Genomic DNA, 23,392 nt, shown 5'->3' with positions numbered 1-23,392 from the left:
AAAATACAATCAAGATATAAACGATTGCATTTTGTTTTAAAAAGTTTGATTGATGAAAAAGAGCAAATTTGCGAAATTTACTGCTTAAAATGGTTATTTTCGCACCAAATAATCCCCTTCACACACCCATTTATAAGTCGTCAATGCTTCTAACCCCATTGGTCCACGCGCGTGGAGTTTTTGGGTGCTGACGGCGACTTCTGCGCCTAAGCCAAATTGTGCGCCGTCAGTAAAACGAGTGCTGGCGTTGATGTAAACGGCTGCCGCATCGACTTGTTGTACAAACTGGCGAGCAAGGGCGTAGTTGCTAGTTAAAATCGCTTCGGAGTGCTGGCTGCCGTAGGTGCGGATATGTTCAATCGCTTGCTGAATACCGTCCACCACTACAACGCTTAAATCTAACGAAAGCCACTCTTGGTTGAGTTTAGCGTGATCAAGCGGTCGAATTTGTGGATCTTTTTGCAATTCTGCCGAGAAATCATCGCCGTGTAGGGTAACATTTAATTTGCAGAGATGATCGGCAAGTTTCAGCAGAAATTCATCGGCTATCGCTTTATCCACCAACAAGGTTTCAAGGGTGTTGCAGGTGCTTGGACGTTGGGTTTTGGCATTGGCAATCACACCTAAAGCACGATCTAAATCTGCTGTTGCTTCCACATATAAATGGCACACGCCAATACCGCCGACAATCACTGGAATGGTCGAATTTTCTTTGCAGAATTGATGTAAGCCCGCCCCACCACGTGGGATCACCATATCAATATAGTGATCGAGTTTGAGCAGTTCGAGCAACAAGGCACGATCAGGATCGGTAACGGCTTGCACCGCTAGCTTCGGTAATCCAGCTTGAGACAAGGCTTGTTGTACCACTTCGACCAAAATCGCATTGGTGAATTTGGTTTCCTTGCCGCCACGCAAAATTACGGCGTTCCCTGTTTTTAAACAGAGTGAAGCCACATCAATAGTGACATTCGGACGAGCTTCGTAAATAGTTAAAATCACCCCGAGTGGCACACGTTGGCGTTCGATTTTCAATCCGCTATCCAACACACCGCCGTCAATCACCTGCCCAACAGGATCCGCAAGGCTTGCCACGTTTCGTACATCGTTTGCGATACCACGAATACGTTCAGGGGTAAGCAACAAGCGGTCGATTATTGCTTCTGAAATCCCTTGCGACTTGGCATAATCAATATCTTTGGCATTGACCGCCAAAATTTCGTCAGTGCGTTGCTCCAACGCATCGGCTATCGCAAACAGGGCTTGGTTTTTTTGTAGGTTGCCAAATTGAGCCAGTTCAAAACTTGCTTGTTTGGCTTGTTTTGCAATTTCAATCATTGTCATCGTAAATTTCCAATAAAAAATAATGGCGATTGTAGCACAGCTTGAAATTTTTTTAGGCAATGAAATGTGCTAAAGTAAGGCTATTCAACATTTAACGAGTCAATACAATGAGCCAAGTTAAGCCCCTAATCCAAATCCTGCCCCCACAGCTTGCCAACCAAATTGCCGCAGGCGAAGTGGTGGAACGTCCTGCATCTGTGGTGAAAGAGCTGGTGGAAAACAGCTTAGACGCTGGGGCAACCCAAATTCAGATCGATATTGAAAAAGGTGGATCGCAGTTGATCCGTATTCGAGATAACGGCTGTGGGATAGGCAAGCAGGATTTGGCGTTGGCACTGGCTCGCCACGCCACCAGCAAAATTGCGACCCTTGAAGATCTCGAGAGCATTTTGAGTTTGGGCTTTCGGGGCGAAGCGTTGGCAAGTATCAGCTCGGTCTCTCGCCTAACGCTCACGTCTCGCCCTGAATATCAAACAGAAGCGTGGCAAGCCTATGCTCAGGGTCGTGAAATGGCGGTGGAAATCAAGCCTGCATCTCACCCTGTCGGTACAACGATTGAAGTGGCGAACCTGTTTTTTAACACCCCTGCCCGCCGTAAATTTTTGCGAACCGACAAGACCGAATTTGCTCACATTGATGAAGTAGTTCGGCGAATTGCGTTGGCGAAGCCGACCGTTTCCTTTACGCTCACCCATAACGAGAAAAAAATCCGCCACTACAAAGCGGTTTCGGCTCAAAATGTGGAACAACAGCAAAAGCGGGTGGCAAGTATTTGCGGTGAGGAATTTATTCAGCAGTCGGTGCATATCGATTGGCAACACGATGATCTGCACATTCACGGCTGGGTTGGTTCGCCGAGTTTAGCTCGGGTACAGAACGACCTTTGTTACAGCTATGTCAATGGGCGAATGATGCGAGATAAAACGATCAACCACGCCATTCGCCAAGCCTACGGCGAACGCCTACCGAAAGAGCATTACCCTGCCTTTGTGCTGTTTTTGGATCTCGATCCGAGCCACGTTGATGTCAATGTTCACCCTGCGAAACACGAAGTCCGTTTTCATCAGGGCAGACTGGTACACGATTTTATCTATCAAGGGGTGCTAAACGCACTGGAAGGGCAGAAAAGTCTAGCGTTGGTGAGCGATGATGTGGGCGAAGCCGTGCCGAGCTACGTTGCCGACACTAACCGAATGGCATCAGGGCAAAACATTTTTGCTCAACGCTACGCCGAGCCACGCCAAAACACATCGTGGGAACGCCCAAGTTACCCACGTTCAACAGGGGCAACGAAAAGCGAACAGAAGTGGTATGGCGAGCTGTTGGCAACCCCAACAACGCCACTACGCACCGAGTCTGCAGACAAGCGGTCTATTCCAACGGAAAATATGCAAAATAGCGTACAAATCGCACCGCTTACGCCCGTCCCTGAACCGACAACGCAATACGCCCAAGCCTTAGCGGTGGTGAAACAGCAAGCGTTGTTGATGAAACAGGGGGATGAGTTTTACCTACTTTCCCTTACTAAATTAGCACAATGCAAGTTGCACGCCGAATTGAACAAAGGCGAAAATCAAGGCTTGTTGATCCCCCTAAGTTTGACCCTAGATGACGCTCAAACGGCTCACTGGCACAAGGTGCAGACCGCATTGTTCGAGCTAGGCTTTGATATTCAAACAAAACAGTGGCAAGGGCAAACTCGCTTAACTATTCAGAAAGTCCCAAGTTGCTTACGAGAGCAAAATTTGCAACAGTTGCTGTTTGCTCTGCTTAATCAACAAGCAGTCGATTGTGCCGAGTTTTTTGCAAAAAATGCAACCTACCCAACCGCTTGCAGCCTAAGTGAAGCGGTGGCACTTTTGGCGGACGTGGAGCAGATGTCGAAAGGAAAGAATTTATTAGCTGAATTAAAAGTTGTAATTGATTTCGAGCCATACCTGAAATGAGCTTAAAAATCATCAATTAAACGTAAATTTTTGTGAAAAATGTGGGACACCCCGCATTTTTTTATTTTACTTGGTGACAAGGTGTGGGAAATCGGTAGAGTAGCGAGCATCTGAAAAATTTTATGAGAGTGTTTGATATTATGGATGATAGTTACACATTTCCCCTAAATACCCCAATAGTCCGTATTTTGCAGATCACAGATCCGCATTTATTCGCGTCGGATGAGATGGAGCTATTAGGGGTAAATACGACAAAAAGTTTTCAAGCGGTATTGGATGCAATTAAAAAGGATCCTTTCGATTATGATTTTATTCTTGCCACAGGTGATCTCGTTCAAGATCATAATCGAGAGGCGTATCATCGTTTTGCAAAAATGGTGAAACCTTTAGAAAAACCAATCTTTTGGGTAGAAGGTAATCATGATCTTCAGCCTCAGATGGGCAATGCTTTAGCACTCTACTCTCAAATACAGCCAGCAAAACATATTTTAGCAGGGGACTTTTGGCAGATTATTTTATTGGATAGTCATATTGAAGGTCTTCCTCGTGGGGAATTAAGTTCATCACAGTTAGATTTTCTTAGAATGAAACTAGATGCTCACCCAGAGCGTTATAGTTTGATTGTCTTACATCATAATATTTTGCCAACAAATTCAGCATGGCTCGATCAACATAGTTTGTCTAATGCAAACCAATTAGCTGAAGTTCTGAAACATTATCCAAAAGCGAAAGCGATTTTACATGGTCATATTCACCAAGAAATGGATAAGTTATGGCAAGGTTGCCGAGTATTAGCGACACCATCAACGTGTATTCAATTTAAACCAAATTGTCATAATTTTACGCTTGATATTTTGCCACAAGGGTGGCGTGAACTCTGTTTAAATTTAGATGGCTCTATTGATACAAGAGTCAAGCGGTTAGATTGTAATGATTTTTTACCTGATTTTAAATCGCTAGGCTACTAGTTTTGTCTGGAATTTAAACAGTTTCGCAAATTTATGTAAATTAAATCGTTTGCTATTTTTATACTTCCACAAATTTAGTATCTTCTTTCTTTCGCAAAATCCGTTGCGAAACTAGCCCATTTCTCACTCAAGGATTTTCACTATGTCAAATACCAATGCGATTGCGAATGTCGCAAAGCTTATCCGTGATAATGATATTAAATTTGTTCTCTTAAAATTTACCGATATCAAAGGTAAAGAACACGGTGTATCACTGCCTGTTTCTCTTGTTGCAGACGATCTCGAAGACCTTTTTGAAGAAGGTAAAATGTTCGATGGTTCTTCCGTTGAAGGTTGGCGAGCGATTAATAAAGCTGATATGTTATTAATGCCAATTCCTGAAACCGCCGTCGTTGACCCTTTCGCCCGCATCCCAACCCTTACTCTCCGCTGTAGTATCTTCGACCCAAATACCATGCAAAGCTATGATCGTGATCCACGTTCTATTGCGATTCGTGCAGAAAACTATTTGAAATCAACAGGTATTGCAGACAATGTGATGTTTGGTCCAGAGCCTGAATTTTTCTTATTTGATGATGTTCGTTTCAGCACAGAAATGAACAACGTTTCTTATCATATTGATGATATTGAAGCGGCATGGAACACCAACCGTAAATATGAAGATGGTAATAACGCTTATCGTCCACTCAAAAAAGGTGGTTACTGTGCCGTTGCACCAATCGATACAGCCCACGATATTCGTTCTGAAATGTGTCTCATTTTAGAAGAAATGGGTTTGGTGATTGAAGCGCACCATCATGAAGTTGCAACAGCAGGTCAAAATGAAATTGCAACCCGCTTTAACAGCTTAACCTTAAAAGCAGATGAAACCCAAATTTATAAATATGTGGTACAAAACGTCGCACTTGAACATGGTAAAACCGCTTGCTTTATGCCGAAGCCATTTGCAGGAGACAACGGTTCAGGTATGCACTGTAATATGTCATTAAGCAAAGATGGCAAAAACGTCTTTATGGGCGATAAATACGCAGGTTTATCTGAAACGGCGCTTTACTACATTGGCGGTATTATCAAACATGCTAAAGCATTAAATGCGTTTACTAACCCAAGTACCAACTCTTATAAACGTTTAGTACCAGGTTTTGAAGCACCTGTGTTATTAGCCTATTCAGCAAGTAACCGTTCTGCATCTATTCGTATTCCAGCGGTAACAAGCCCGAAAGCAACCCGTGTGGAAGCCCGTTTCCCAGATCCAATGGCGAACCCTTATCTTTGCTTTGCAGCCTTGTTAATGGCAGGCTTAGACGGCGTGATTAATAAAATCCACCCAGGCGATGCAATGGATAAAAACCTTTATGATTTACCGCCAGAAGAGCTTAAAGAGATTCCAGCGGTGGCAAGTTCATTAGGTGAAGCTCTTGATAGCCTTGAAAAAGATTATGAGTTCTTAACCCAAGGCGGCGTATTTACTAAAGAGTTTATTGATGCATTCGTTGCGATAAAACGCAAAGAAGTTGAGCGTTTGAACATGACACCACATCCAGTGGAATTTGAAATGTATTACGCATAATACACAATGGCTTAGAAGTGATTTCTAAGCCATTTTTATTTAACGTAATTTCATCTGAAAAATCACCGCTTCCGCTTGGCAGCTAAACAGGAATTTGGCTTGCAGTAAAAAGCCGTCATCGGTTTGGCTGATTTGACTGGTGATTTCGCACGGATCGCTTTCAACGGCTCTTGCCTTGTCAGTTAAGGCTTGTAGTCCTTGTTCAGCGTCTGCTTGGGTTGGGTAAACGAGGGCAAATTCAATGGTGCTGTCGGCGTTGTCGAACATTGATGTGCTACTTGGCTTGCAGATACCGCCACAGCAATCGGCTTGGTCGCTAAAGGTTTTTGACATATTTACTCCTTGATGTTTTGAAATTATTGCAAAGCGTATCATAATATGCCCAACAATTCATTGAGAGGAAACAAATTATGTCCATTTCTAAACAGGCTATCCTTGACGCTTTTCACTATCGTCACGCTTGCAAACAGTACGATCCTACAAAAAAAATCAGCGAGACGGATTTTCAATTTATCTTAGAAACTGCCCGCTTGTCGCCGAGTTCCTTTGGCTTTGAGCCATGGCGGTTTTTGGTGATTGAAAACCCGGCTATTCGTGAGCTGATCCGTGATAATGCGTGGGGGGCGAAAGATAAAGTAATGGATTGTAGCCATTTTGTCGTGATCCTTGTACGTCAGCCTGAAACGCTCCTTGCGGACGGCGATTATGTGCAACATATTATGCGAGATGTGCATCATATCCCTGATGAACCACGCCGTCTGCGTCAAGGTTTCTACCGTAATTTCAGCGAAAACGATTTTGGCTTAACGCAAGATCCTATAGCGTTTTATCACTGGGCTTGTCGTCAAAGTTATATTGCGTTGGCAAATATGCTGACGGCTTCAGCGATGATTGGCATTGATAGCACCGCCATTGAAGGCTTCCCACTGGAAAAAATGGATAAACTGTTTGTGGAACAAGGTTTGTACGATCCGAGCCAGTTCAAATTAAGCGTAATGGCTGCCTTTGGCTACCGTGCCGTTGAGCCGAAAGCGAAAACCCGTCAAGCAATGGAAGATGTGGTGGAGTGAGTGAGATAATTGCAGTTTTTTAACCTAAACTCACCGCTTGTGTTGCGAAAACTCACTAAATTTTCTGCTTGGGCAAGCTATCTTAGCTTGTTGGGGCTGTATGCCTTTAGTTTGTGGGCGTTGTTTGAACATCGTGCCGATGAAACCTTTTGGTCGTGGCAGGAGACGTGGCAGATTTTAACGCAAAGTAGCGTGCAAGCCACTGCTTCGGCAACACTGTCGTTGCTGTTTGGTTTGCTGTTGGCTCGGAGCTTTTTTTATCTGCAATTTCGGGGCAAAGCCTTGCTCTACAAGCTGATTTCATTTGCGTGGGCGTTGCCTGCGTTGGTGGTGATTTTTGCCTTGATCGGCGTGTGGGGCAATTCGGGTTGGTTCAGCCAGCTTTGGCAAGCGGTCGGATTGTCGTGGGATTTTTCCCTTTATGGTCTGCAAGGCATTGTTTTAGCTCATCTTTTTTTGAACATTCCCCTTGTTGCTAAGTATTGCCTTGAAGGGTTGCAACTGATCCCAAGCCAGAAACATCAACTGGCAAGCCAGCTAAACCTGTCGGCGTGGCACTATTTTCGCATTGTTGAACTGCCGATGTTAAAAGGCATTCTGCCTTACGCTTATGCAACGGTGTTTTTGCTCTGTTTTACTAGCTTCCCAATTGTGTTGATGTTGGGGGGCGGCCCGAAATACAGTACGTTGGAAGTGGCGATTTATCAAGCGGTGACATTTGAGTTTGATTTTGCCAAAGCGGTAATGCTGATTGGGGTGCAAATTTTAGTGGGCATTGGCTTACAACTGCTAATGGATTGGGTTTCTCGATTGAATTTTCAGCAGACAAAAGGCAAGGCGGTGAGCATTGAGCTTTGGACACCAATGCCGAAAGGCGTGCAAAAATGGCTGTTGCAAGCGGTGCTTTTCGGGGCGATTTTTATCATTCTGATCCCGATAGCCAACTTGATTTGGACAGCCTTGAGCGTCTCGCAGTTAGGTGAGCGGTTGGCTTCGCCTTTGCTTTGGCAAGCGGTCGGTTACTCGTTGCTGTTGAGCGTAATTGCCTCTCTGTTTGTGATCGCCCTTGCTTATCTGATTGCCCTTGAAACTCGCCAGCTGGCGTATCGTCAGCAGAAGATAAAACAGAGCATTTTGGCTGGATTGAGTACCTATCCGCTGATTTTGCCGATTTTTATGCTGGCGGTGGGGCTGTTTTTGTTGCTGATGAATGTTGAGCTGAAAACGTGGCAACTGATGCTGCTTGTCGGCGTTTGTAATGGCTTGGTGCTGCTGCCTTATGTGTATCGCTTGCTTTTTTCGGCGATGTGGGAAGCGTTGATTTCTCACGACAAACTGGCTCGTAGTCTCGGGCTAACGGGGCTACGCCGTTGGTGGATTGTGGAAAAAAACTACTTAATCCGACTGCTTGTCAATGCCTTTGCCCTGTCGATGTCGGCAAGTTTGGGGAATTTTTCGGTGATCGCCTTTTTCGGTAATCCCGATTTTAGCACCCTGCCTTATCTACTTTATCAACAGCTGGGCAGTTACCGCACTGAAGATGCGTCTGTGACAGCGTTGATGTTGATGTTATTGACGTTTTTGCCGTTTTTATGGATTGAACAAAAAGAGAACCGCCGATGATTAATGTGAATGTTGAATTTGATTACCCTGAAATGCCAATGCGGTTTGAGCTGAATGTAAAACAAGGCGAACGCATTGCGATTGTGGGCGAGAGCGGAGCAGGCAAAAGCACTTTGCTCAATTTGATTGCAGGCTTTGAGCGGGCAAGTCGTGGCGAAATATGGCTGAACGGCGAAAATCATTTTGTCACTGAGCCTGCTGAACGCCCAGTATCAATGTTGTTTCAAGACAACAACCTTTTTCCCCATTTAACTGTGGAGCAAAATATCGGCTTGGGGTTGGTCTCAAGCCTACGCTTCACCCCAACGCAAACGGCCCAAATCCAAACTATTGCCGAACAAATGGGCATTGCCGCCCTGCTCAATCGCCGAGCAGATCAGCTGTCCGGCGGACAAAAACAGCGAGTGGCATTAGCCCGAACCTTGCTCCGATATAGACCGATTTTGCTACTTGATGAACCTTTCTCCGCCCTTGATCCCCAAAGACGCTTAGAACTACAACAGTTAGTAATGTCGTTGTGCCAACAAAAACAGCTAACGCTGTTAATGGTGACACATCAAGTGGACGAAGTGAAAAATTGGTGTAATAGAGTGGTTGAAGTGAGACAAGGCGTGTTGATTTACTAGTCAAAACCTTATTTTTTCAGTAAGATTAGGGATTATTTTAAACATTTATTTTAATCGAGGTTTTTGTGCCAAATCGTGATTATGCCGCCCGTTCTAGATCAAAGAAAAGCGGAAATAAAGTACTTATTTTAGCGATTATCGTTTTATTACTCATGGGAAGCGGATTAACTTTATGGTTTTTAAAAGAGAGTAGCCCTACTACGTTGCCTACTCAAACTGTACAAACTCAGCAACCGAAAAGTAGCCTACCAACTCCACCAGAAGAAGTATATAGCTATATTCGAGATTTAGAAACACGGGAAGTCCCTGTTGATAAGAATTCGAAACTTGCACAATTAACAAAAGAGCAAGAAAAGGCGATACAAAAGCAAAAAGAAGAGCAGCTACGTTTAGAGCAACAAGCAGCTCAGAAGACAGATGTCAGTACAACGTCACTAGCTGTTGGTAATAGTGAAACAGCGACTAAGGTTGAAACATCTCCAACAGTGGATAGCCAGTCTCAAGTTGTGGCATTAACGCCAGAAGAATTGGCAGAAAAGAAAGCTAAAGAGCAAAAATTAGCAGAAGAAAAACGTAAACAAGCTGAATTGAAGAAACAGCAAGAAGCTGCGAAAAAAGCAGAGCAAGCAACAGTATCTACGGTTAAGCAGGAACCAGCTAAAATTGTTGCAACTGCAAAACCTGCATCAGAAGCACCAAAATCAGCTGGTAAGTTTGGTTTACAATGCGGTGCATTTAAGAATAAAGCACAAGCAGAAAATATGCAGGCTCGTTTAGCCATGGCAGGGTATAATGCGCGCATTAGTAGTAACGGTGAATGGAATCGTGTTTTTGTCGGTCCCGTTGGTGATAGAGCTGCAGCGTCGTCAGCCCAATCAAATGCACGTAGCGTAGCGGAATGTTTAATTATTGGAATGTAGAGAGAATATAATGCAGTTTAAAGATTATTTAGCCACGTTTCCGAGTATTGATCATTTATCAGGCTTGGATGTATTAAATGTGCAAGGGGAAGTTGTCCACCATATTCCTGCAGTAGAGGGCAAACTAGGTTCGCTCAAACTTTATTATGCGTTAGCAACATTATTTAATCAGCAGTTGAATGCTGTTTCTGCAGAACAAGGAATTACATGGTTTGCTGAACATGTTGATGATGCAAAGCAAAATGTAGGGAAACATCCTAATATTGATCTTCTTTTGAATGTTATTGAACAAAAATTAGAATTTATATTAAAACCTATTGAAAAATAGACTGAAATTTAGGCGTATGAAAATAAATTAGCGATTTTCATTTGACACATTCTCTAAATTTATTAGAATACGCCTCATTGAAACACTGTATGACACTGTTTTAGTGCGGGAATAGCTCAGTTGGTAGAGCACGACCTTGCCAAGGTCGGGGTCGCGAGTTCGAGCCTCGTTTCCCGCTCCATTTTTTATAGCGTTTATGCCCGAGTGGCGGAATCGGTAGACGCAAGGGATTTAAAATCCCTCGCCTTTCGGGGCGTGCCAGTTCAAGTCTGGCCTCGGGCACCATTTCAATATCAGTAAGATAGCACCTAAAGGTGCTTTTTTTATTTCTTTTGCCTATATTTCCTAAGCTAGATCATAAAAATTCTTCCTTTTTCTTGACGATTCTTTTTTTAATCTGTACCATTCGCCCGTTTTTTTCACTTGAGGATACGCATTTTGGACAGTCACAGTCGATACTTATCAGTTTTTTAACCTCTCTCGTCCAAATTCTATTTGCCGACGAGTGTCGGTAATTCTTTTCAGTATCTTATTTTGTTCCTTTTTGTTCATCGCCTCATACCATTTGTTAGGAGTATGAAATGATCCGAGCTTTTTCGTTAAATAACGATCGCTTAATCAGTGTTGATGAAACTATTCAAGACCAATTAAATCAAGCTATTTGGATTGACCTTGTTGATCCAACAGATGAAGAACGTAGTGTTCTAGAACATCGTTTAGATCAGACACTCGCAGAAGAACATGAGTTAGAAGATTTAGAAGCTTCAGCACGTTTTTTTGAAGATGAAGATGGTTTACATCTGCACTCTTTTTTCTACTGTTTGGATGATGAGGATTATGCAGATATTGCGACGGTTGGTTTTACCATCCGTGATGGACGCTTATTTACATTACGTGAACGGGATCTACCCGCTTTCCGTCTCTATCGTATGCGCTCTCGCCGTGCAAAATTGATTGATGGTAATGCTTATGAGCTTCTCCTTGATCTTTTTGAAACGAAAATTGAGCAGCTTGCAGATGTTATTGAAAATATTTATGCGGATTTAGAAAAACTAAGTCGAGTTGTACTTAATACTCATGAAGGTGAGGATAAAGGTGAGCATAATTTTGATGATGCATTAGCAGAATTAACAGAGCTTGAAGATGCGAGTTCGAAGGTTCGCCTTTGTTTGATGGATACGCAGCGAGCATTAAGCTTTTTATTACGTAAGACCCGTTTACCAAATAATCAGCTTGAGCAAGCTCGTGATATTATGCGAGATATTGAATCTCTGCAACCACACAATGAGTCTTTATTCCAAAAAGTTAACTTCTTAATGCAAGCCGCAATGGGTTTTATTAATATCGAACAGAACCGTATTATGAAATTCTTCTCTGTGGTATCAGTAATGTTTTTACCTGCAACATTAGTCGCATCGACCTATGGAATGAACTTTGAATTTATGCCAGAACTCGGATTTAAATATGGTTATCCAATGGCTATTGGATTGATGATTTGTGCGGCTGCAACACCTTATATTTATTTTAAAAGAAAAGGTTGGCTATAAAGAAAAGAGGAAGTCTTCAAACTTCCTCTTTTTTTTCTTAATATCGAGATCCTATCTTTTGTATATAGCGATTCGTGGCTATTTTGGCAGAAAGCCAGCCCAAAAAGACGCTTAAAACAATAATAAAAATCCCTTCACTAATATCAAAACCGTGTAGTTCAAATTTTACCGTAAACATATCAGATACATAGCGAACTACGCCTGTAAAATAGCTGATCGTCATAAGACTGAAGAGCATCGCAAGTAAGCTTCCTAATAAACCATAAATCATACCGATATAGAGAAATGGTCTTGAAATAAAGTGGTCCGTGGCGCCTAATAATTGCATGATATCAATAGAAGCTTTACTGTTAGAGACATCAGATCGCACACTATTGCCAATTACAAGGAAGACCGCAATTAACATAAGAACGGTACAAGTCACTGCAATTCGAGCAATAAGTTGGCTTAGTGCTGTCAGTTTTTCTATCCAACCGTTATCTAATCGAACTTCTTGAACACCTTTGATATTTTGTAAGCCATTACGTAGTTCTAACATATTATCTGGAGTACTAAACTCTTTTTTAGGTTTGAGTACGACAACAGCAGGTAAAGGATTATCATCTAAAATATCTAATGCCTCACCAAATCCAGACCAAGTACGAAATTCATCTAAGCTTTGTTGACGGGAAATATAATTTAGCGATTCAATTTTATCGGTATCAAATTGGCGAATGCGTTCTACGACCGCATTTACATCGTGTTCCGCAAGATTCTTATGCAAGTAAACCGTGAGTTCAGGCTCAGGATAAAATTCAGCCGCCGCTTGACTTGTATTCTTCCAAAGTAAGTAGCTGACGGTTGGAATCGTGAGAGAAACTGCGATAACAAGCACCGTTAAGAAGGTACCAAATTTACGTTTAAGTAAGTCCTGCCATACTGAACGCAAAATAAAACGAGTTTGAGCACTAAGTGAGTTAAGCATGATTGATCCTTACTTTAAATGACCTTCTTCCAAGACCAAACAAGGTTTTGGGCGTTGAGCAATAATATTTGTGTCGTGAGTGGCAATCAGCACCGTTGTACCTGCTTTGTTAAACTCTTCAAACAAGCGGAAAATCTCAAAGGAGAGTTTGTCGTCTAAATTTCCTGTAGGTTCATCTGCAAGAAGAAGCTGTGGGCGATGCACAATGGCTCTAGCAATATCAACACGTTGTTGTTCACCGCCTGACAGGTGAAGCGGTCTGAAATTCACTTTATTTTCCAAACCAACACGCGCAAGGGCAAGTCTTGCTTCACGTTCAGCGACAGTTTGGTTCACACCCATAATAATTAATGGTAAAGCAACATTATCAAGAATAGAGCGATCGCTCAGTAGGCTGTAATTTTGGTGAACCATACCAATTTGACGACGTAAGAACGGCAATTCATGCTCTGCAAGGCGAGTGATGTCGTGTCCATTAAAAACGACTTGTCCACCATTTGCACGCTCAATCCCCATAATCAGTTTGAGCAGTGTTGTTTTTCCTGCCCCTGAATGCCCTGTAATATATTTCATTTCGCCTTGAGCTAAATGAAAGCTAATGCCTTGTAGAGCAGGTCGTCCGCCGCCCTTATAGGCTTTGCTCACATTGGTAAATTTGATCATTATTTCTCGTCCTCGTGAGTAAATAAAGCTTCGATAAATTCTTCCGCATTGAATGGGCGCAAGTCATCAATTTTTTCGCCTACGCCAATAAATCGAATTGGAATGTTAAATTGATCAGCAATGGCAAAGATCACACCGCCTTTCGCTGTGCCGTCCAATTTGGTGAGAGTAATCCCCGTTAAACCGACCGCTTCATTAAACAATTTCGCCTGACTGATCGCATTTTGCCCCGTACCAGCGTCAAGGGTGAGCATAATTTCGTGCGGTGCAGTTTCATCATATTTTTTCATCACTCGCACGATTTTTTTCAACTCGTCCATTAGATTATTTTTGTTCTGCAAACGCCCTGCGGTATCGGCAATCAACACATCAATTCCTTTTGCTGCTGCCGACTGCATTGCATCAAAAATCACCGATGCCGAGTCCGCCCCTGTGCTTTGAGCCACCACAGGAATATGGTTGCGTTCGCCCCACACTTGCAACTGCTCCACCGCAGCCGCACGGAAAGTATCCCCAGCCGCCAACATCACTGATTTGCCTTCTACTTGGAACTTGCGAGCCAGTTTACCAATCGTGGTGGTTTTTCCTACGCCGTTTACGCCAACCATTAATATCACATACGGTTTTTTATCCGTTAAAACCAACGGCTGAGCCACAGGGCGTAACACGTCCGCCAGTTCTACTTTGAGCTGTTGATAGAGCAATTCCGCATCACGCAACTGCTGTTTGGTAGCGTGTTCTGTTAAGTTTTTGATGATTTTGGTGGTGGTTGGCATACCCAAATCCGCCACAAGCAACTGTTCTTCAAGCTCTTCAAACAGTTCATCATCAATCTTCTTGCCACTAAAGAAATTACGGAACCCCGAGCCAATACTTTGCTTGGTTTTGATTAAGCCTTTGATTAAACGGCTAAAAAAACCGCCCTCACTGGCAGGTTTTTCTTGATATTCATCAGCTTGAACAGTGTCTTCAAGATGGTTTTCTTCTTCAACGACTTCAGGTTCTTGTTCTATTTCTTGAAGTTCTTCCACTGTTTCATTTTCTACAAGCGGTAGGTTTTGCTCAGAAATTTGCAAATCGTCGTTTTGTTCATTGGCAGTTTCTACAATCTCTTCAATTTGTTCAACGGGCTCAACAATTTGCTCCACTACTTCAGCAGGTGTTTCTACAACGTTTTCGATCTCTTCAATCTGTTCTTCGACAGGAGCTTCATCTTTTGCAAAATCTTGTTCAAAACTGACCGCTTGTTCTGTCGGTTCAGCCACTTGTTCTTCCGCTTTCTCTTCGATATTTTCTTCAACTTTTTCTTCAGTCGTCTCTGTGGCTTCTTCCTTTTTACCAAAGCCTAACCACGACCAAAAACCTTTCTTCTTATTTTCTTCTGCCATTTTTTACTCTCTTAAAATTAAAAAATCCATTTTGGACGAAAATGGAATAAACTTATACATATTGGTTTCGGATTATTAACAAAGTCATTTGTAGGGTGGGTCTTGACCCACCATTTATCATAACGTCTTGATTTTATTGGTGGGTCAAGACCCACCCTACGATGTTTGCCACGTCAAATTAAAATTTGTCAGCAATCTGAAACTGATGTGTATTAGTCTATCATTTTTAAGCAAAATTTTTACGGTTTAGTATGAAAAAAACTCGAAATTCTACACAAAGCAGACCCACAGGCGAAGTCCGTGTCATTGCAGGTTTATGGCGTGGGCGGAAATTGCCCGTGTTAAATGCCGAAGGGCTACGCCCGACAACAGATCGGGTCAAAGAAACTCTGTTTAACTGGTTGATGATGGATATTGCAGGTTCTCGTTGTTTGGATTGCTTTGCAGGCAGTGGCTCACTTGGGATTGAAGCCCTATCTCGCCAAGCACAAGCGGTGACTTTTCTTGAAAAATTTGCAGATGCTGCAAATCAGCTTAAAAAGAATCTAGTGAGCTTAAAAACGGAAAACGGCAAGGTGATCCACACCGACAGCTTGCAGTTTCTTGCCCAACAAAACAGTGCAGAACCTTTTGACATCGTGTTTGTCGATCCCCCTTTTCATCAAGGCTTTGTTCCGCAAGTGCTTGCTTATCTTGCACAAAACGGCTGGTTAGCAGAGAACGCTTTAATCTATGTGGAAACCGAAAAAAATCACCCACCGTTAGACTTGCCTAAACATTGGCAGATCGTCAAAGAAAAAACCGCAGGGCAGGTGGTGAGTAGGTTGGTGAGAGTGGGGTGATTTAGAAAAAGTGTAATTTTTCTCTAAAAATTTTCAGAAAAAATGTAATTTTTCTTTTAAAAAGTTCAGAAAAAGTGTGTTTTCAAAAAGTAATGGCTTGTATTCCCCCCTTCCGCCTTCGGCACCTTCCCCCGTAAACGGGGGAAGGGAATGGAATACTGAGCGATACAATGACCACGCAATAACAAAAATATAAATTATCCACAGACCATAACCTAAATTGTGATCTTGTTCAAATTTTAGATAGATTTTCCACAAATGAAGTAAATTATTCTTTATAATTATAATTAGTGAAGTTTTATTTCAGATTTAATTTTATAGGAGAATTTATGCGTTTAGTGCCTTTGGATACCGCAGAACAGGTGAGCAAATGGGCTGCTCGTTATATTGCGGATAAAATTAATGCGTTTGGGCCAACGGCGGAGAAGCCGTTTGTGTTGGGTTTACCTACGGGAGGGACGCCACTGCAAACTTACAAGGAGTTGATCAAGCTCTATCAAGCGGGGGAAGTGAGTTTTAAAAATGTGGTGACCTTCAATATGGACGAATATGTAGGGCTTCCGCCTGAACATAAGGAGAGCTACCACTATTTTATGTTCCACAATTTCTTCAATCATATTGATATTCCTGTTGAAAATGTGAATATCCTAAATGGTATGGTGGACGATGTGGATGCGGAGTGTGAACGTTATGAGGCGAAAATCCGTTCTTATGGCAAAATTCATCTCTTTATAGGTGGTGTCGGGGTTGATGGGCATATTGCGTTTAATGAGCCAGCATCGTCCTTGAGTTCTCGTACACGCATTAAGACTTTAACGGAAGATACTTTGATCGCTAATTCTCGCTTCTTTGATAATGATGTGAATAAAGTGCCGAAATTTGCCTTGACCGTTGGAGTTGGGACCTTGATGGACGCAGAAGAAGTGTTGGTTTTGGTGACGGGATACAATAAAGCTCTCGCATTGCAAGCTTGTGTCGAAGGTCCAGTAAATCATCTTTGGACAATCAGTGCGTTACAATTACATCGTCGTGCTGTAGTGGTTTGCGATGAACCTGCCACACAGGAATTAAAAGTGAAAACAGTGAAGTATTTCAAACAGCTAGAACAAAATGTAGCACGTTAGGAGGAAAAATGAGTCGATATGCTTTAATGAATGGCGTGATTTATACAGGTAGTGAAGTGTTGTATCAACACGCAGTAATTATTAATAATGAAAAAATTGAGAAAATTGTTCATCAAAAAGATTTAACTGAAGATCTTTTTCAAATTGATTTAGAAGGGGCAAACCTTTCTGCTGGTTTTATTGATTTGCAGCTTAATGGTTGTGGCGGTGTGATGTTTAATGAAGAAACTACCGTTCAAACCCTAGAAATTATGCAAGAAACCAACCTGAAATCAGGTACAACAAGCTATTTGCCAACGTTTATTACTGATTCAGATGAAGGTATGAAAGAAGCAGTGCAAGTAATGCGTGATTATTTGGCGAAGCATAAAAATCAGGCATTGGGTTTACATTTAGAAGGACCTTATTTAAGCGTGGCGAAAAAAGGCGTTCACCGTCCTGAATATATCCGTGAAATTAATCCAGAGATGTTAGATTTTCTGTGCAAAAACGGTGATGTGATCACAAAATTAACCCTTGCAGCAGAAAACCCAACGGCAGATCATATTCAAAAATTTGTGGATGCAGGAATTATTGTCTCTATCGGACACTCAAATGCGACCTTTGCTCAAGCCAAACAGCGCATTCAAGAAGGTATTGGCTTTGCAACTCATCTACACAATGCGATGTCGCCGATTAGCTCGGGGCGTGATGGCGGTGTAGTTGGGGCTGTGTTGGACAGCGATATTTACACGGGTATTATCGTGGACGGCTTGCACGTGGATTGGAGTAATGTTCGGATTGCGAAGAAAGTTAAAGGCGACAAGTTAGTGATTGTTACTGATGCTGTTGCTCCAGCAGGCACAAAAGATATGGAGTACTTTATCTTTGTTGGTAAAAAAGTGCTGTATAAAGATGGCAAATGTGTTGATGAGTTCGGTAGCCTTGGCGGCGCAGCAATTACAATGATCGAATCTATTCGTAATATGATGCAAAACACCGATCTGACGTTAGATGAAGTGATCCGTATGTGTACCCTTTATCCAGCGCGAGCGATCCACGTTGAAGATACTCTAGGATCAATTGAATCTGGTAAGATCGCGAATTTAACCGCATTTAACAATCAGTTTGAAGTGATTGGCACATCGGTAAATGGTCATTGGAAGTGGTCTCAATTATAATTTGAGTGATTGTCTACCAAATTTGAACTAATAAAAGATCGTTTCAAGATCTCATTTTGAACGGTCTTTTTTATTTGTTTTTGAATAATTTCTTATTTTTATCAATTTCTCGCTTGCTCTCATTTGAGTTTTTGCGTAGAATTGTCCACCTATTTTATATGAATTTGAGAGTGCCAAACGCAAAGCGATAGGCACAAATTAGCGGAGTAAATATGTACGCAGTTTTCCAAAGTGGCGGCAAACAACACCGAGTAAGCGAAGGTCAAGTTGTTCGTTTAGAAAAACTTGAAGTAGCAACTGGTGAAAAAGTTGAGTTCGACTCAGTGTTAATGGTCGTTAATGGTGAAGATGTTAAAATCGGTACCCCAGTTGTTGCTGGCGGTAAAGTAGTGGCAGAAGTGGTTGCACACGGTCGTGGCGAAAAAGTTCGCATCGTTAAATTCCGTCGTCGTAAACACAGCCGTAAACAACAAGGTCATCGTCAGTGGTTCACAGAAGTGAAAATCACTGGGATTCAAGCATAATTTCAGAGGAGATCAAGTAGATGGCAACTAAAAAAGCTGGTGGTTCAACTCGTAACGGTCGTGACTCTGAAGCTAAACGCCTTGGTGTTAAACGTTTCGGTGGCGAATCTGTATTAGCAGGTAGCATCATCGTTCGTCAACGTGGTACAAAATTCCACGCAGGTACAAATGTAGGTATGGGTAAAGACCACACTTTATTTGCAACTGCAGACGGTAAAGTAAAATTTGAAGTAAAAGGCGAGAAAAGCCGTAAATATGTCAGCATCGTTGCTGAATAATCTTCAAAAGAAATGATTAAAATGCCCCGCTAATTTTTAGCGGGGTTTTTTATTAAGCGATAAATAATGTCAAAATCACAACCTTTATTGGGCTTTTTCTTTGCATTGACCGCAGTAATGATGTGGGGAATGTTGCCGATAGCGTTACAACAGGTGCTGAAAGTAATGAACGCCGAAACAATCGTTTGGTTTCGTTTTATCAGTGCGATGGCTGGGCTGTTTGTGATTTTGCTTTTTGCAAAAAAATTGCCGAAACTGACCGCTTTAACCCGCCGCCACTACGCTTTACTGCTGTTGGGTGTGTTTGGCTTATCTTGCAATTTTTATCTGTTCAACCTTGCCTTAAACCATATTCCGCCTGCGGCAAGTCAAGTGATTAGCCCGTTTTCTTCCTTGATTATGGCATTTATCGGCGTTTATCTGTTTAAAGAGAGTTTCGGCTTACATCAGAAAATCGGCTTTGTGATTGTCCTAATTGGCTTGGTGCTGTTTTTTAACGACCGTTTTGACGATCTCGCCCAAATGAATGAGTATGCGTGGGGAATGATCTGTGCCGTCAGTGCGAGTTTAATTTGGATCTGTTACAGCATTGCGCAAAAGATGATGTTAGATCGCTTTAATTCGCAACAAGTTCTGCTGTTTATCTATTGTGGTTGTAGCTTAGTGTTTACGCCTTTGGCGGATCTTTCGCAAACAGAAAACCTGTCTGGCTTTGTGTTAGCCTGCTTGATTTTTTGCTGCTTGAACACGGTGGTTGCTTATGGAAGCTATGCGGAAGCGTTAAATCGTTGGGAAGTGACGAAAGTGAGCGTGATGATGCCACTAATCCCGATTTGCACCATTTTATTTTCTCAGTTGGCGTTTTATCTTAGCCCTGAACATTTTAACGAGCCTGATTTCAACCACATCACCCATTTCGGTGCGGTTGTGGTAGTGTGCGGTGCGATGTTATCGGCGGCAGGGCATAAACTGTTTTCTCGACCACATAAAAGGATTTGATATGCAACAACGCCCTTTACTCGGCTTTTCGCTCGCCTTGCTTGCGGCAATGACGTGGGGAGCCTTGCCAATCGCAGCCCAAAAAGTGTTGAGCATTATGAACGCTCAAACGCTAGTTTGGATTCGCTTTGTCGTGGCAGGCATTGGGCTATTGCTGATTTTAGGCTTGACAAAAAAATTGCCAAAACCGACCGCTTTCACCCCACGTTTTCTTTGGCTAATCGGGCTTGGCGTGCTAGGCTTATCGCTGAATTTTTTCTTATTTAGCTACGGCTTAAATTTTATTTCGCCGACCACCAGCCAAGTGTTGTGGCAACTTGCTCCGTTTACGATGATTTTATGTGGCATTGTGATTTTCAAAGAGAAGTTCGGCTTACACCAAAAGATCGGCTTGGGCTTACTCGTAATTGGGTTGATCGCCTTTTTTAATGATCGCTTCGGGGAAATTTTCCAGTTTGGCACTTATGCCTTTGGGATCTTAGTCGGCTCAGGAGCGGCGATTGTTTGGGTCGCTTACGGCATCGCCCAAAAATTGATGCTGGCAAAATTCAGTTCGCAGCAGATTTTATTGATCATCTATATCGGCTGTGCGGTACTGTTAGCCCCCTTTGCCAGCCCAACGGAAATCGGCGAATTTGATGGTTTCTTACTTGGCTGTTTTATCTTTTGTTGCTTAAATACCCTAATTGGCTATGGTGCTTATGCCGAAGCCTTAAACCATTGGGACGCATCGAAAGTGAGCGTAGTCACCATTTTGTTGCCGATTTTTACTATGATTTTTTCAAGTATCGGACATTGGCTGTTCCCTGATACTTTTGCCAGCCCCGATATGAATTTACTCAGTTATATTGGTGCATTAATTGTGGTGTCCGGCACGATTTTATCGGCGGTTGGGCATAAGTTATTTAAAAGAAAATGATGTGTAGGGTGGGCATCTTGCCTACCATTCAAAATTGATACTAAAAAGGTGGGCCAGATGCCCATCCTACAGGAGAATATATGAAATTTATCGATGAAGCTTTGATCCGTGTCGAAGCAGGTGATGGCGGTAACGGCTGTGTGAGCTTCCGCCGTGAAAAATTTATTCCAAAAGGCGGCCCTGACGGGGGAGACGGCGGTGATGGTGGCGATGTGTATTTAATTGCCGATGAAAACTTAAACACACTGATCGACTACCGCTTTGAAAAACGCTTTGCTGCAGGGCGTGGCGAAAACGGACGCAGTGCAGGCTGTACAGGGCATCGTGGTAGTGACATCACCTTGCGAGTGCCAGTCGGAACCCGTGCCATTGACCACGACACCCAAGAAGTGATCGGCGATTTAACCAAACACGGAATGAAAATGTTGGTGGCAAAAGGCGGTTATCACGGATTGGGTAACACCCGCTTCAAATCGTCCGTCAATCGTGCCCCACGCCAAAAAACCAACGGCACACCGGGTGAAAAACGTGATTTACAATTAGAGCTAATGTTGCTTGCCGATGTGGGTATGCTTGGCTTGCCAAATGCAGGCAAATCGACCTTTATTCGTGCCGTGTCAGCGGCAAAACCGAAAGTGGCAGATTATCCGTTTACTACCCTTGTGCCAAGTTTAGGCGTGGCTCGAGTTGGGGCGGATCGTAGCTTTGTGGTGGCAGATATTCCGGGTTTGATCGAAGGGGCAGCAGATGGGGCAGGCTTAGGTATTCGTTTCTTAAAACATTTAGAGCGTTGCCGAGTGCTAATTCACCTTGTGGACATTATGCCGATTGATGAAAGCGACCCAGCCCACAACATTTCCGTGATTGAAAGCGAGTTATATCAATACAGCGAAAAATTGGCGGAAAAACCGCAATGGCTGGTGTTCAACAAAATTGACACCATTGGCGAAGAAGAAGCGAGAGCCAGAGCGGAAGAAATTGTGGAAGAGATCGGCTGGGAAGGCGATTATTACTTGATTTCCGCTGCCACAGGGCAAAACGTGCAGGCTCTCACCCGTGATATTATGGACTTTATCGAAGCCAACCCACGCATTGAGCAAGAAGAAAAAGCCAAAGAAGAAGTGGCATTTAAATGGGACGACTATCACCAACAAGCAATGCAAAACCCGATCACCGAAGACGATTGGGACGATTTGGACGATGACGGTTGGACAGAAGAAGATGATGAAGGTGTAGAGTTTATCTACAAGCCGTAAGTTTACAAGCGGTCGGATTGGAGAAGAAATTTGCAAATTTTTGTCTCAATCCGACCGCTTGTTTTTAGCTAGTTTCCACAGCCATAAGCATAATCGCTTAGTACACTTTGGATTTTATCAATAATCAAGGCTTTTGGTGTGGCTTCGATTTCGTTGGCGAGAACTCGTTTTGACTGCTCTGGTAAGTATTGGCTTAATAAACCAAATGGAATGGAGACATCAGACAGATTTTCTGCCAATTTTTCTACAGCGTGATTAATTCGCTCATTCGGCCAATAGTAGCGAATGCGGTCGGACAGGCTGAAATGCAAATCGACCATCGCTTTAGAATGTTGTGGCGAATAGTATTTTTGCCAATACTTCGGCTCATCTTGCATCACTTGGTCGATCACTTCTAACAAGTAGCTCCGTTTTTCAGGAGAGACCAATTCTTTCTCTATATTGGCAAGAGCAAACAAGGCTTCACGCAAGGCAAAAGTCAATGCAGGCCCGACTTTCAAAATCGCAAAATGGTCTTGGACTAATGCTCGGTAAGAGTCTCTAAGTTGGTAGTCTGTGGAGTGGGCTTCAAAAATATAAGGGGTCGATTCGATAAATTGGGAAAGGGCTTTGGCTTGTTCAGGCTGATATAAAATCACATTAGAATGGTCAAATTCCACCCCGGGCTGAACCACAATGCCAATAATTCGTTTAAATCCTTCGTCTAAACCGCGTTGAGCAAAGGCAACTTGATGTGTCTCAATCGTCTCTTTGGCACTTTCTACCGTTGTCACCACCACCGACTGAATTGCGTGAGCTTCGCCACCCGGCACAGGCACTTCCGTGCCTACAATATAGCTCAGTTGGGCTTTTTCTTCTTCCGTCAGCACTTCTTCAATCGCTTGGCACAATATCGCTGCACGTTCTGCCACCACTTTAGGCGGTAACGGCACAGGATCATCGGCACAAGACATCGACGCATCTAAATGGATCTTGGTAAAACCAGCCTTGGCGTAATCCGCTACTAGCACTTTGGCTTTTTCCATTGCCGTTGTCGCATCTTCATTTTGCCAACAGTTTGGACCTAAATGATCTCCGCCTAAAATAATACGATCTTGTGGAAAGCCAACCTGTTCGGCAATTTGATAAACAAACTGTTTAAAATCAACGGGTGTCATTCCTGTGTAGCCGCCAAATTGATTGACTTGGTTGGACGTTGCTTCAATTAAGACTTTTTTATCCGAATGGAGATCAAAGCGTAATGCAGCTTCAATCACAAGAGGGTGTGCAGAACAAACAGAACAGATCCCAACAGCCTCACCTTCTTTATGTTTTTTGACTAATGTTTTCATCT

Annotated in this window: 23 protein-coding genes and 2 tRNA genes; 19 read left to right on the top strand and 6 right to left on the bottom strand. The window is 42.9% G+C overall.

The window, feature by feature from the left end; translation table 11 throughout:
• Positions 1–93: 93 nt before the first annotated feature.
• Positions 94–1,344, bottom strand: coding sequence for a glutamate-5-semialdehyde dehydrogenase (gene proA / locus C5N92_RS02410; RefSeq protein WP_111749285.1), 1,251 nt, complete (start codon positions 1,342–1,344; stop codon positions 94–96).
• Between the two features lie 107 nt (positions 1,345–1,451).
• On the opposite strand from proA, the gene mutL reads away from it, so the two are divergent.
• The 3 genes from mutL to glnA all read left to right on the top strand — a co-directional run bounded on the left by mutL (position 1,452) and on the right by glnA (position 5,828).
• Positions 1,452–3,290 (top strand): DNA mismatch repair endonuclease MutL, encoded by a 1,839-nt coding sequence (mutL, locus tag C5N92_RS02405; protein WP_111749284.1) that lies wholly within the window; start codon positions 1,452–1,454, stop codon positions 3,288–3,290.
• A gap of 140 nt (positions 3,291–3,430) precedes the next feature.
• Positions 3,431–4,258 (top strand): 3',5'-cyclic-AMP phosphodiesterase, encoded by an 828-nt coding sequence (cpdA, locus tag C5N92_RS02400; RefSeq protein ID WP_111749296.1) that lies wholly within the window; start codon positions 3,431–3,433, stop codon positions 4,256–4,258.
• 142 nt (positions 4,259–4,400) lie between these two features.
• Positions 4,401–5,828, top strand: a complete 1,428-nt coding sequence (gene glnA, locus C5N92_RS02395; protein ID WP_111749283.1) for a type I glutamate--ammonia ligase — start codon at positions 4,401–4,403, stop codon at positions 5,826–5,828.
• A gap of 39 nt (positions 5,829–5,867) precedes the next feature.
• On the opposite strand, the gene C5N92_RS02390 is transcribed toward glnA, so the two are convergent.
• Positions 5,868–6,161 (bottom strand): YfcZ/YiiS family protein, encoded by a 294-nt coding sequence (locus C5N92_RS02390; protein WP_111749282.1) that lies wholly within the window; start codon positions 6,159–6,161, stop codon positions 5,868–5,870.
• Positions 6,162–6,238: 77 nt separating this feature from the next.
• Between C5N92_RS02390 and C5N92_RS02385 the strand changes: the two genes are divergently transcribed.
• From C5N92_RS02385 to corA, 8 genes are all read left to right on the top strand, one after another.
• Entirely contained in the window at positions 6,239–6,898 is a 660-nt protein-coding gene (locus C5N92_RS02385; protein WP_111749281.1) for an NAD(P)H-dependent oxidoreductase, read from the top strand.
• A gap of 39 nt (positions 6,899–6,937) precedes the next feature.
• Positions 6,938–8,521, top strand: a complete 1,584-nt coding sequence (gene thiP / locus C5N92_RS02380; protein ID WP_111749295.1) for a thiamine/thiamine pyrophosphate ABC transporter permease ThiP — start codon at positions 6,938–6,940, stop codon at positions 8,519–8,521.
• Positions 8,518–9,147, top strand: coding sequence for a thiamine ABC transporter ATP-binding protein (thiQ, locus tag C5N92_RS02375; protein WP_111749280.1), 630 nt, complete (start codon positions 8,518–8,520; stop codon positions 9,145–9,147). Before thiP ends, thiQ begins: the two co-directional genes overlap by 4 nt.
• Positions 9,148–9,212: 65 nt before the next feature.
• Positions 9,213–10,067 (top strand): cell division protein FtsN, encoded by an 855-nt coding sequence (gene ftsN / locus C5N92_RS02370; protein ID WP_111749279.1) that lies wholly within the window; start codon positions 9,213–9,215, stop codon positions 10,065–10,067.
• 10 nt (positions 10,068–10,077) lie between these two features.
• The gene (locus tag C5N92_RS02365) at positions 10,078–10,395 is read left to right on the top strand and encodes a DUF2322 family protein (protein WP_111749278.1); all 318 of its coding nucleotides are present in this window, start codon (positions 10,078–10,080) and stop codon (positions 10,393–10,395) included.
• A 105-nt stretch (positions 10,396–10,500) separates the two neighbouring features.
• A tRNA-Gly gene (locus C5N92_RS02360) sits at positions 10,501–10,576 on the top strand.
• A gap of 17 nt (positions 10,577–10,593) precedes the next feature.
• Positions 10,594–10,680 (top strand) — tRNA-Leu (locus C5N92_RS02355).
• Positions 10,681–10,976: 296 nt separating this feature from the next.
• Positions 10,977–11,942 carry a magnesium/cobalt transporter CorA gene (corA, locus tag C5N92_RS02350; protein WP_111749277.1) on the top strand — a complete coding sequence of 322 codons (966 nt, stop codon included), beginning with the start codon at positions 10,977–10,979 and terminating at the stop codon, positions 11,940–11,942.
• Positions 11,943–11,979: 37 nt separating this feature from the next.
• On the opposite strand, the gene ftsX is transcribed toward corA, so the two are convergent.
• Genes ftsX through ftsY form a run of 3 tightly spaced genes read right to left on the bottom strand, consistent with a single transcriptional unit; the run spans position 11,980 to position 14,957 of the window.
• Complete coding sequence (ftsX, locus tag C5N92_RS02345) at positions 11,980–12,906, bottom strand: permease-like cell division protein FtsX (RefSeq protein WP_111749276.1); 927 nt, start codon at positions 12,904–12,906, stop codon at positions 11,980–11,982.
• A gap of 9 nt (positions 12,907–12,915) precedes the next feature.
• Positions 12,916–13,569 (bottom strand): cell division ATP-binding protein FtsE, encoded by a 654-nt coding sequence (gene ftsE, locus C5N92_RS02340; RefSeq protein ID WP_111749275.1) that lies wholly within the window; start codon positions 13,567–13,569, stop codon positions 12,916–12,918.
• Positions 13,569–14,957 carry a signal recognition particle-docking protein FtsY gene (ftsY, locus tag C5N92_RS02335; protein WP_111749274.1) on the bottom strand — a complete coding sequence of 463 codons (1,389 nt, stop codon included), beginning with the start codon at positions 14,955–14,957 and terminating at the stop codon, positions 13,569–13,571. Before ftsY ends, ftsE begins: the two co-directional genes overlap by 1 nt.
• 251 nt (positions 14,958–15,208) lie before the next feature.
• Here ftsY and rsmD point away from each other — a divergent pair, with 251 nt between their 5' ends.
• From rsmD to cgtA, 8 genes are all read left to right on the top strand, one after another.
• A complete protein-coding gene (gene rsmD / locus C5N92_RS02330) occupies positions 15,209–15,799 on the top strand; it encodes a 16S rRNA (guanine(966)-N(2))-methyltransferase RsmD (RefSeq protein WP_111749273.1) in 591 nt (196 codons plus the stop codon).
• A gap of 329 nt (positions 15,800–16,128) precedes the next feature.
• Entirely contained in the window at positions 16,129–16,923 is a 795-nt protein-coding gene (nagB, locus tag C5N92_RS02325) for a glucosamine-6-phosphate deaminase (RefSeq protein ID WP_111749272.1), read from the top strand.
• Positions 16,924–16,931: 8 nt separating this feature from the next.
• Positions 16,932–18,083 carry an N-acetylglucosamine-6-phosphate deacetylase gene (nagA, locus tag C5N92_RS02320; RefSeq protein WP_111749271.1) on the top strand — a complete coding sequence of 384 codons (1,152 nt, stop codon included), beginning with the start codon at positions 16,932–16,934 and terminating at the stop codon, positions 18,081–18,083.
• Positions 18,084–18,295: 212 nt separating this feature from the next.
• Entirely contained in the window at positions 18,296–18,607 is a 312-nt protein-coding gene (gene rplU / locus C5N92_RS02315; RefSeq protein WP_005711422.1) for a 50S ribosomal protein L21, read from the top strand.
• A 20-nt stretch (positions 18,608–18,627) separates the two neighbouring features.
• Complete coding sequence (gene rpmA, locus C5N92_RS02310; RefSeq protein WP_111749270.1) at positions 18,628–18,885, top strand: 50S ribosomal protein L27; 258 nt, start codon at positions 18,628–18,630, stop codon at positions 18,883–18,885.
• A gap of 66 nt (positions 18,886–18,951) precedes the next feature.
• On the top strand, positions 18,952–19,884 hold the full coding sequence (locus C5N92_RS02305; RefSeq protein WP_111749269.1) for a DMT family transporter: 933 nt from the start codon (positions 18,952–18,954) through the stop codon (positions 19,882–19,884).
• A gap of 1 nt (position 19,885) precedes the next feature.
• Positions 19,886–20,803, top strand: coding sequence for a DMT family transporter (locus C5N92_RS02300; RefSeq protein WP_111749268.1), 918 nt, complete (start codon positions 19,886–19,888; stop codon positions 20,801–20,803).
• A gap of 80 nt (positions 20,804–20,883) precedes the next feature.
• The gene (gene cgtA, locus C5N92_RS02295; RefSeq protein ID WP_111749267.1) at positions 20,884–22,059 is read left to right on the top strand and encodes an Obg family GTPase CgtA; all 1,176 of its coding nucleotides are present in this window, start codon (positions 20,884–20,886) and stop codon (positions 22,057–22,059) included.
• A gap of 68 nt (positions 22,060–22,127) precedes the next feature.
• Here the strand turns inward: cgtA and gatZ are convergent, their stop codons facing one another.
• Positions 22,128–23,390 (bottom strand): tagatose-bisphosphate aldolase subunit GatZ, encoded by a 1,263-nt coding sequence (gene gatZ, locus C5N92_RS02290; RefSeq protein ID WP_111749266.1) that lies wholly within the window; start codon positions 23,388–23,390, stop codon positions 22,128–22,130.
• Positions 23,391–23,392 lie beyond the last annotated feature (2 nt).

The organism is Glaesserella australis (assembly GCF_003260095.1).
In the GTDB taxonomy this organism is placed as follows: domain Bacteria; phylum Pseudomonadota; class Gammaproteobacteria; order Enterobacterales; family Pasteurellaceae; genus Glaesserella; species Glaesserella australis.
This window is presented reverse-complemented; position numbering and strand designations above follow the sequence as displayed.

What these genes read in the sequence shown, in the direction of transcription:
- corA (WP_111749277.1), top strand. Translation starts at nt 10,977, where the DNA reads ATGATCCGAGCTTTTTCGTTAAATAACGATCGCTTAATCAGTGTTGAT.
- C5N92_RS02365 (WP_111749278.1), top strand. Translation starts at nt 10,078, where the DNA reads ATGCAGTTTAAAGATTATTTAGCCACGTTTCCGAGTATTGATCATTTA.
- nagA (WP_111749271.1), top strand. Translation starts at nt 16,932, where the DNA reads ATGAGTCGATATGCTTTAATGAATGGCGTGATTTATACAGGTAGTGAA.
- cgtA (WP_111749267.1), top strand. Translation starts at nt 20,884, where the DNA reads ATGAAATTTATCGATGAAGCTTTGATCCGTGTCGAAGCAGGTGATGGC.
- C5N92_RS02390 (WP_111749282.1), bottom strand. Translation starts at nt 6,161, where the DNA reads ATGTCAAAAACCTTTAGCGACCAAGCCGATTGCTGTGGCGGTATCTGC.
- proA (WP_111749285.1), bottom strand. Translation starts at nt 1,344, where the DNA reads ATGACAATGATTGAAATTGCAAAACAAGCCAAACAAGCAAGTTTTGAA.
- ftsY (WP_111749274.1), bottom strand. Translation starts at nt 14,957, where the DNA reads ATGGCAGAAGAAAATAAGAAGAAAGGTTTTTGGTCGTGGTTAGGCTTT.
- thiQ (WP_111749280.1), top strand. Translation starts at nt 8,518, where the DNA reads ATGATTAATGTGAATGTTGAATTTGATTACCCTGAAATGCCAATGCGG.
- ftsE (WP_111749275.1), bottom strand. Translation starts at nt 13,569, where the DNA reads ATGATCAAATTTACCAATGTGAGCAAAGCCTATAAGGGCGGCGGACGA.
- mutL (WP_111749284.1), top strand. Translation starts at nt 1,452, where the DNA reads ATGAGCCAAGTTAAGCCCCTAATCCAAATCCTGCCCCCACAGCTTGCC.
- nagB (WP_111749272.1), top strand. Translation starts at nt 16,129, where the DNA reads ATGCGTTTAGTGCCTTTGGATACCGCAGAACAGGTGAGCAAATGGGCT.
- gatZ (WP_111749266.1), bottom strand. Translation starts at nt 23,390, where the DNA reads ATGAAAACATTAGTCAAAAAACATAAAGAAGGTGAGGCTGTTGGGATC.
- cpdA (WP_111749296.1), top strand. Translation starts at nt 3,431, where the DNA reads ATGGATGATAGTTACACATTTCCCCTAAATACCCCAATAGTCCGTATT.
- ftsX (WP_111749276.1), bottom strand. Translation starts at nt 12,906, where the DNA reads ATGCTTAACTCACTTAGTGCTCAAACTCGTTTTATTTTGCGTTCAGTA.
- glnA (WP_111749283.1), top strand. Translation starts at nt 4,401, where the DNA reads ATGTCAAATACCAATGCGATTGCGAATGTCGCAAAGCTTATCCGTGAT.
- C5N92_RS02385 (WP_111749281.1), top strand. Translation starts at nt 6,239, where the DNA reads ATGTCCATTTCTAAACAGGCTATCCTTGACGCTTTTCACTATCGTCAC.
- C5N92_RS02300 (WP_111749268.1), top strand. Translation starts at nt 19,886, where the DNA reads ATGCAACAACGCCCTTTACTCGGCTTTTCGCTCGCCTTGCTTGCGGCA.
- rpmA (WP_111749270.1), top strand. Translation starts at nt 18,628, where the DNA reads ATGGCAACTAAAAAAGCTGGTGGTTCAACTCGTAACGGTCGTGACTCT.
- rsmD (WP_111749273.1), top strand. Translation starts at nt 15,209, where the DNA reads ATGAAAAAAACTCGAAATTCTACACAAAGCAGACCCACAGGCGAAGTC.
- rplU (WP_005711422.1), top strand. Translation starts at nt 18,296, where the DNA reads ATGTACGCAGTTTTCCAAAGTGGCGGCAAACAACACCGAGTAAGCGAA.
- C5N92_RS02305 (WP_111749269.1), top strand. Translation starts at nt 18,952, where the DNA reads ATGTCAAAATCACAACCTTTATTGGGCTTTTTCTTTGCATTGACCGCA.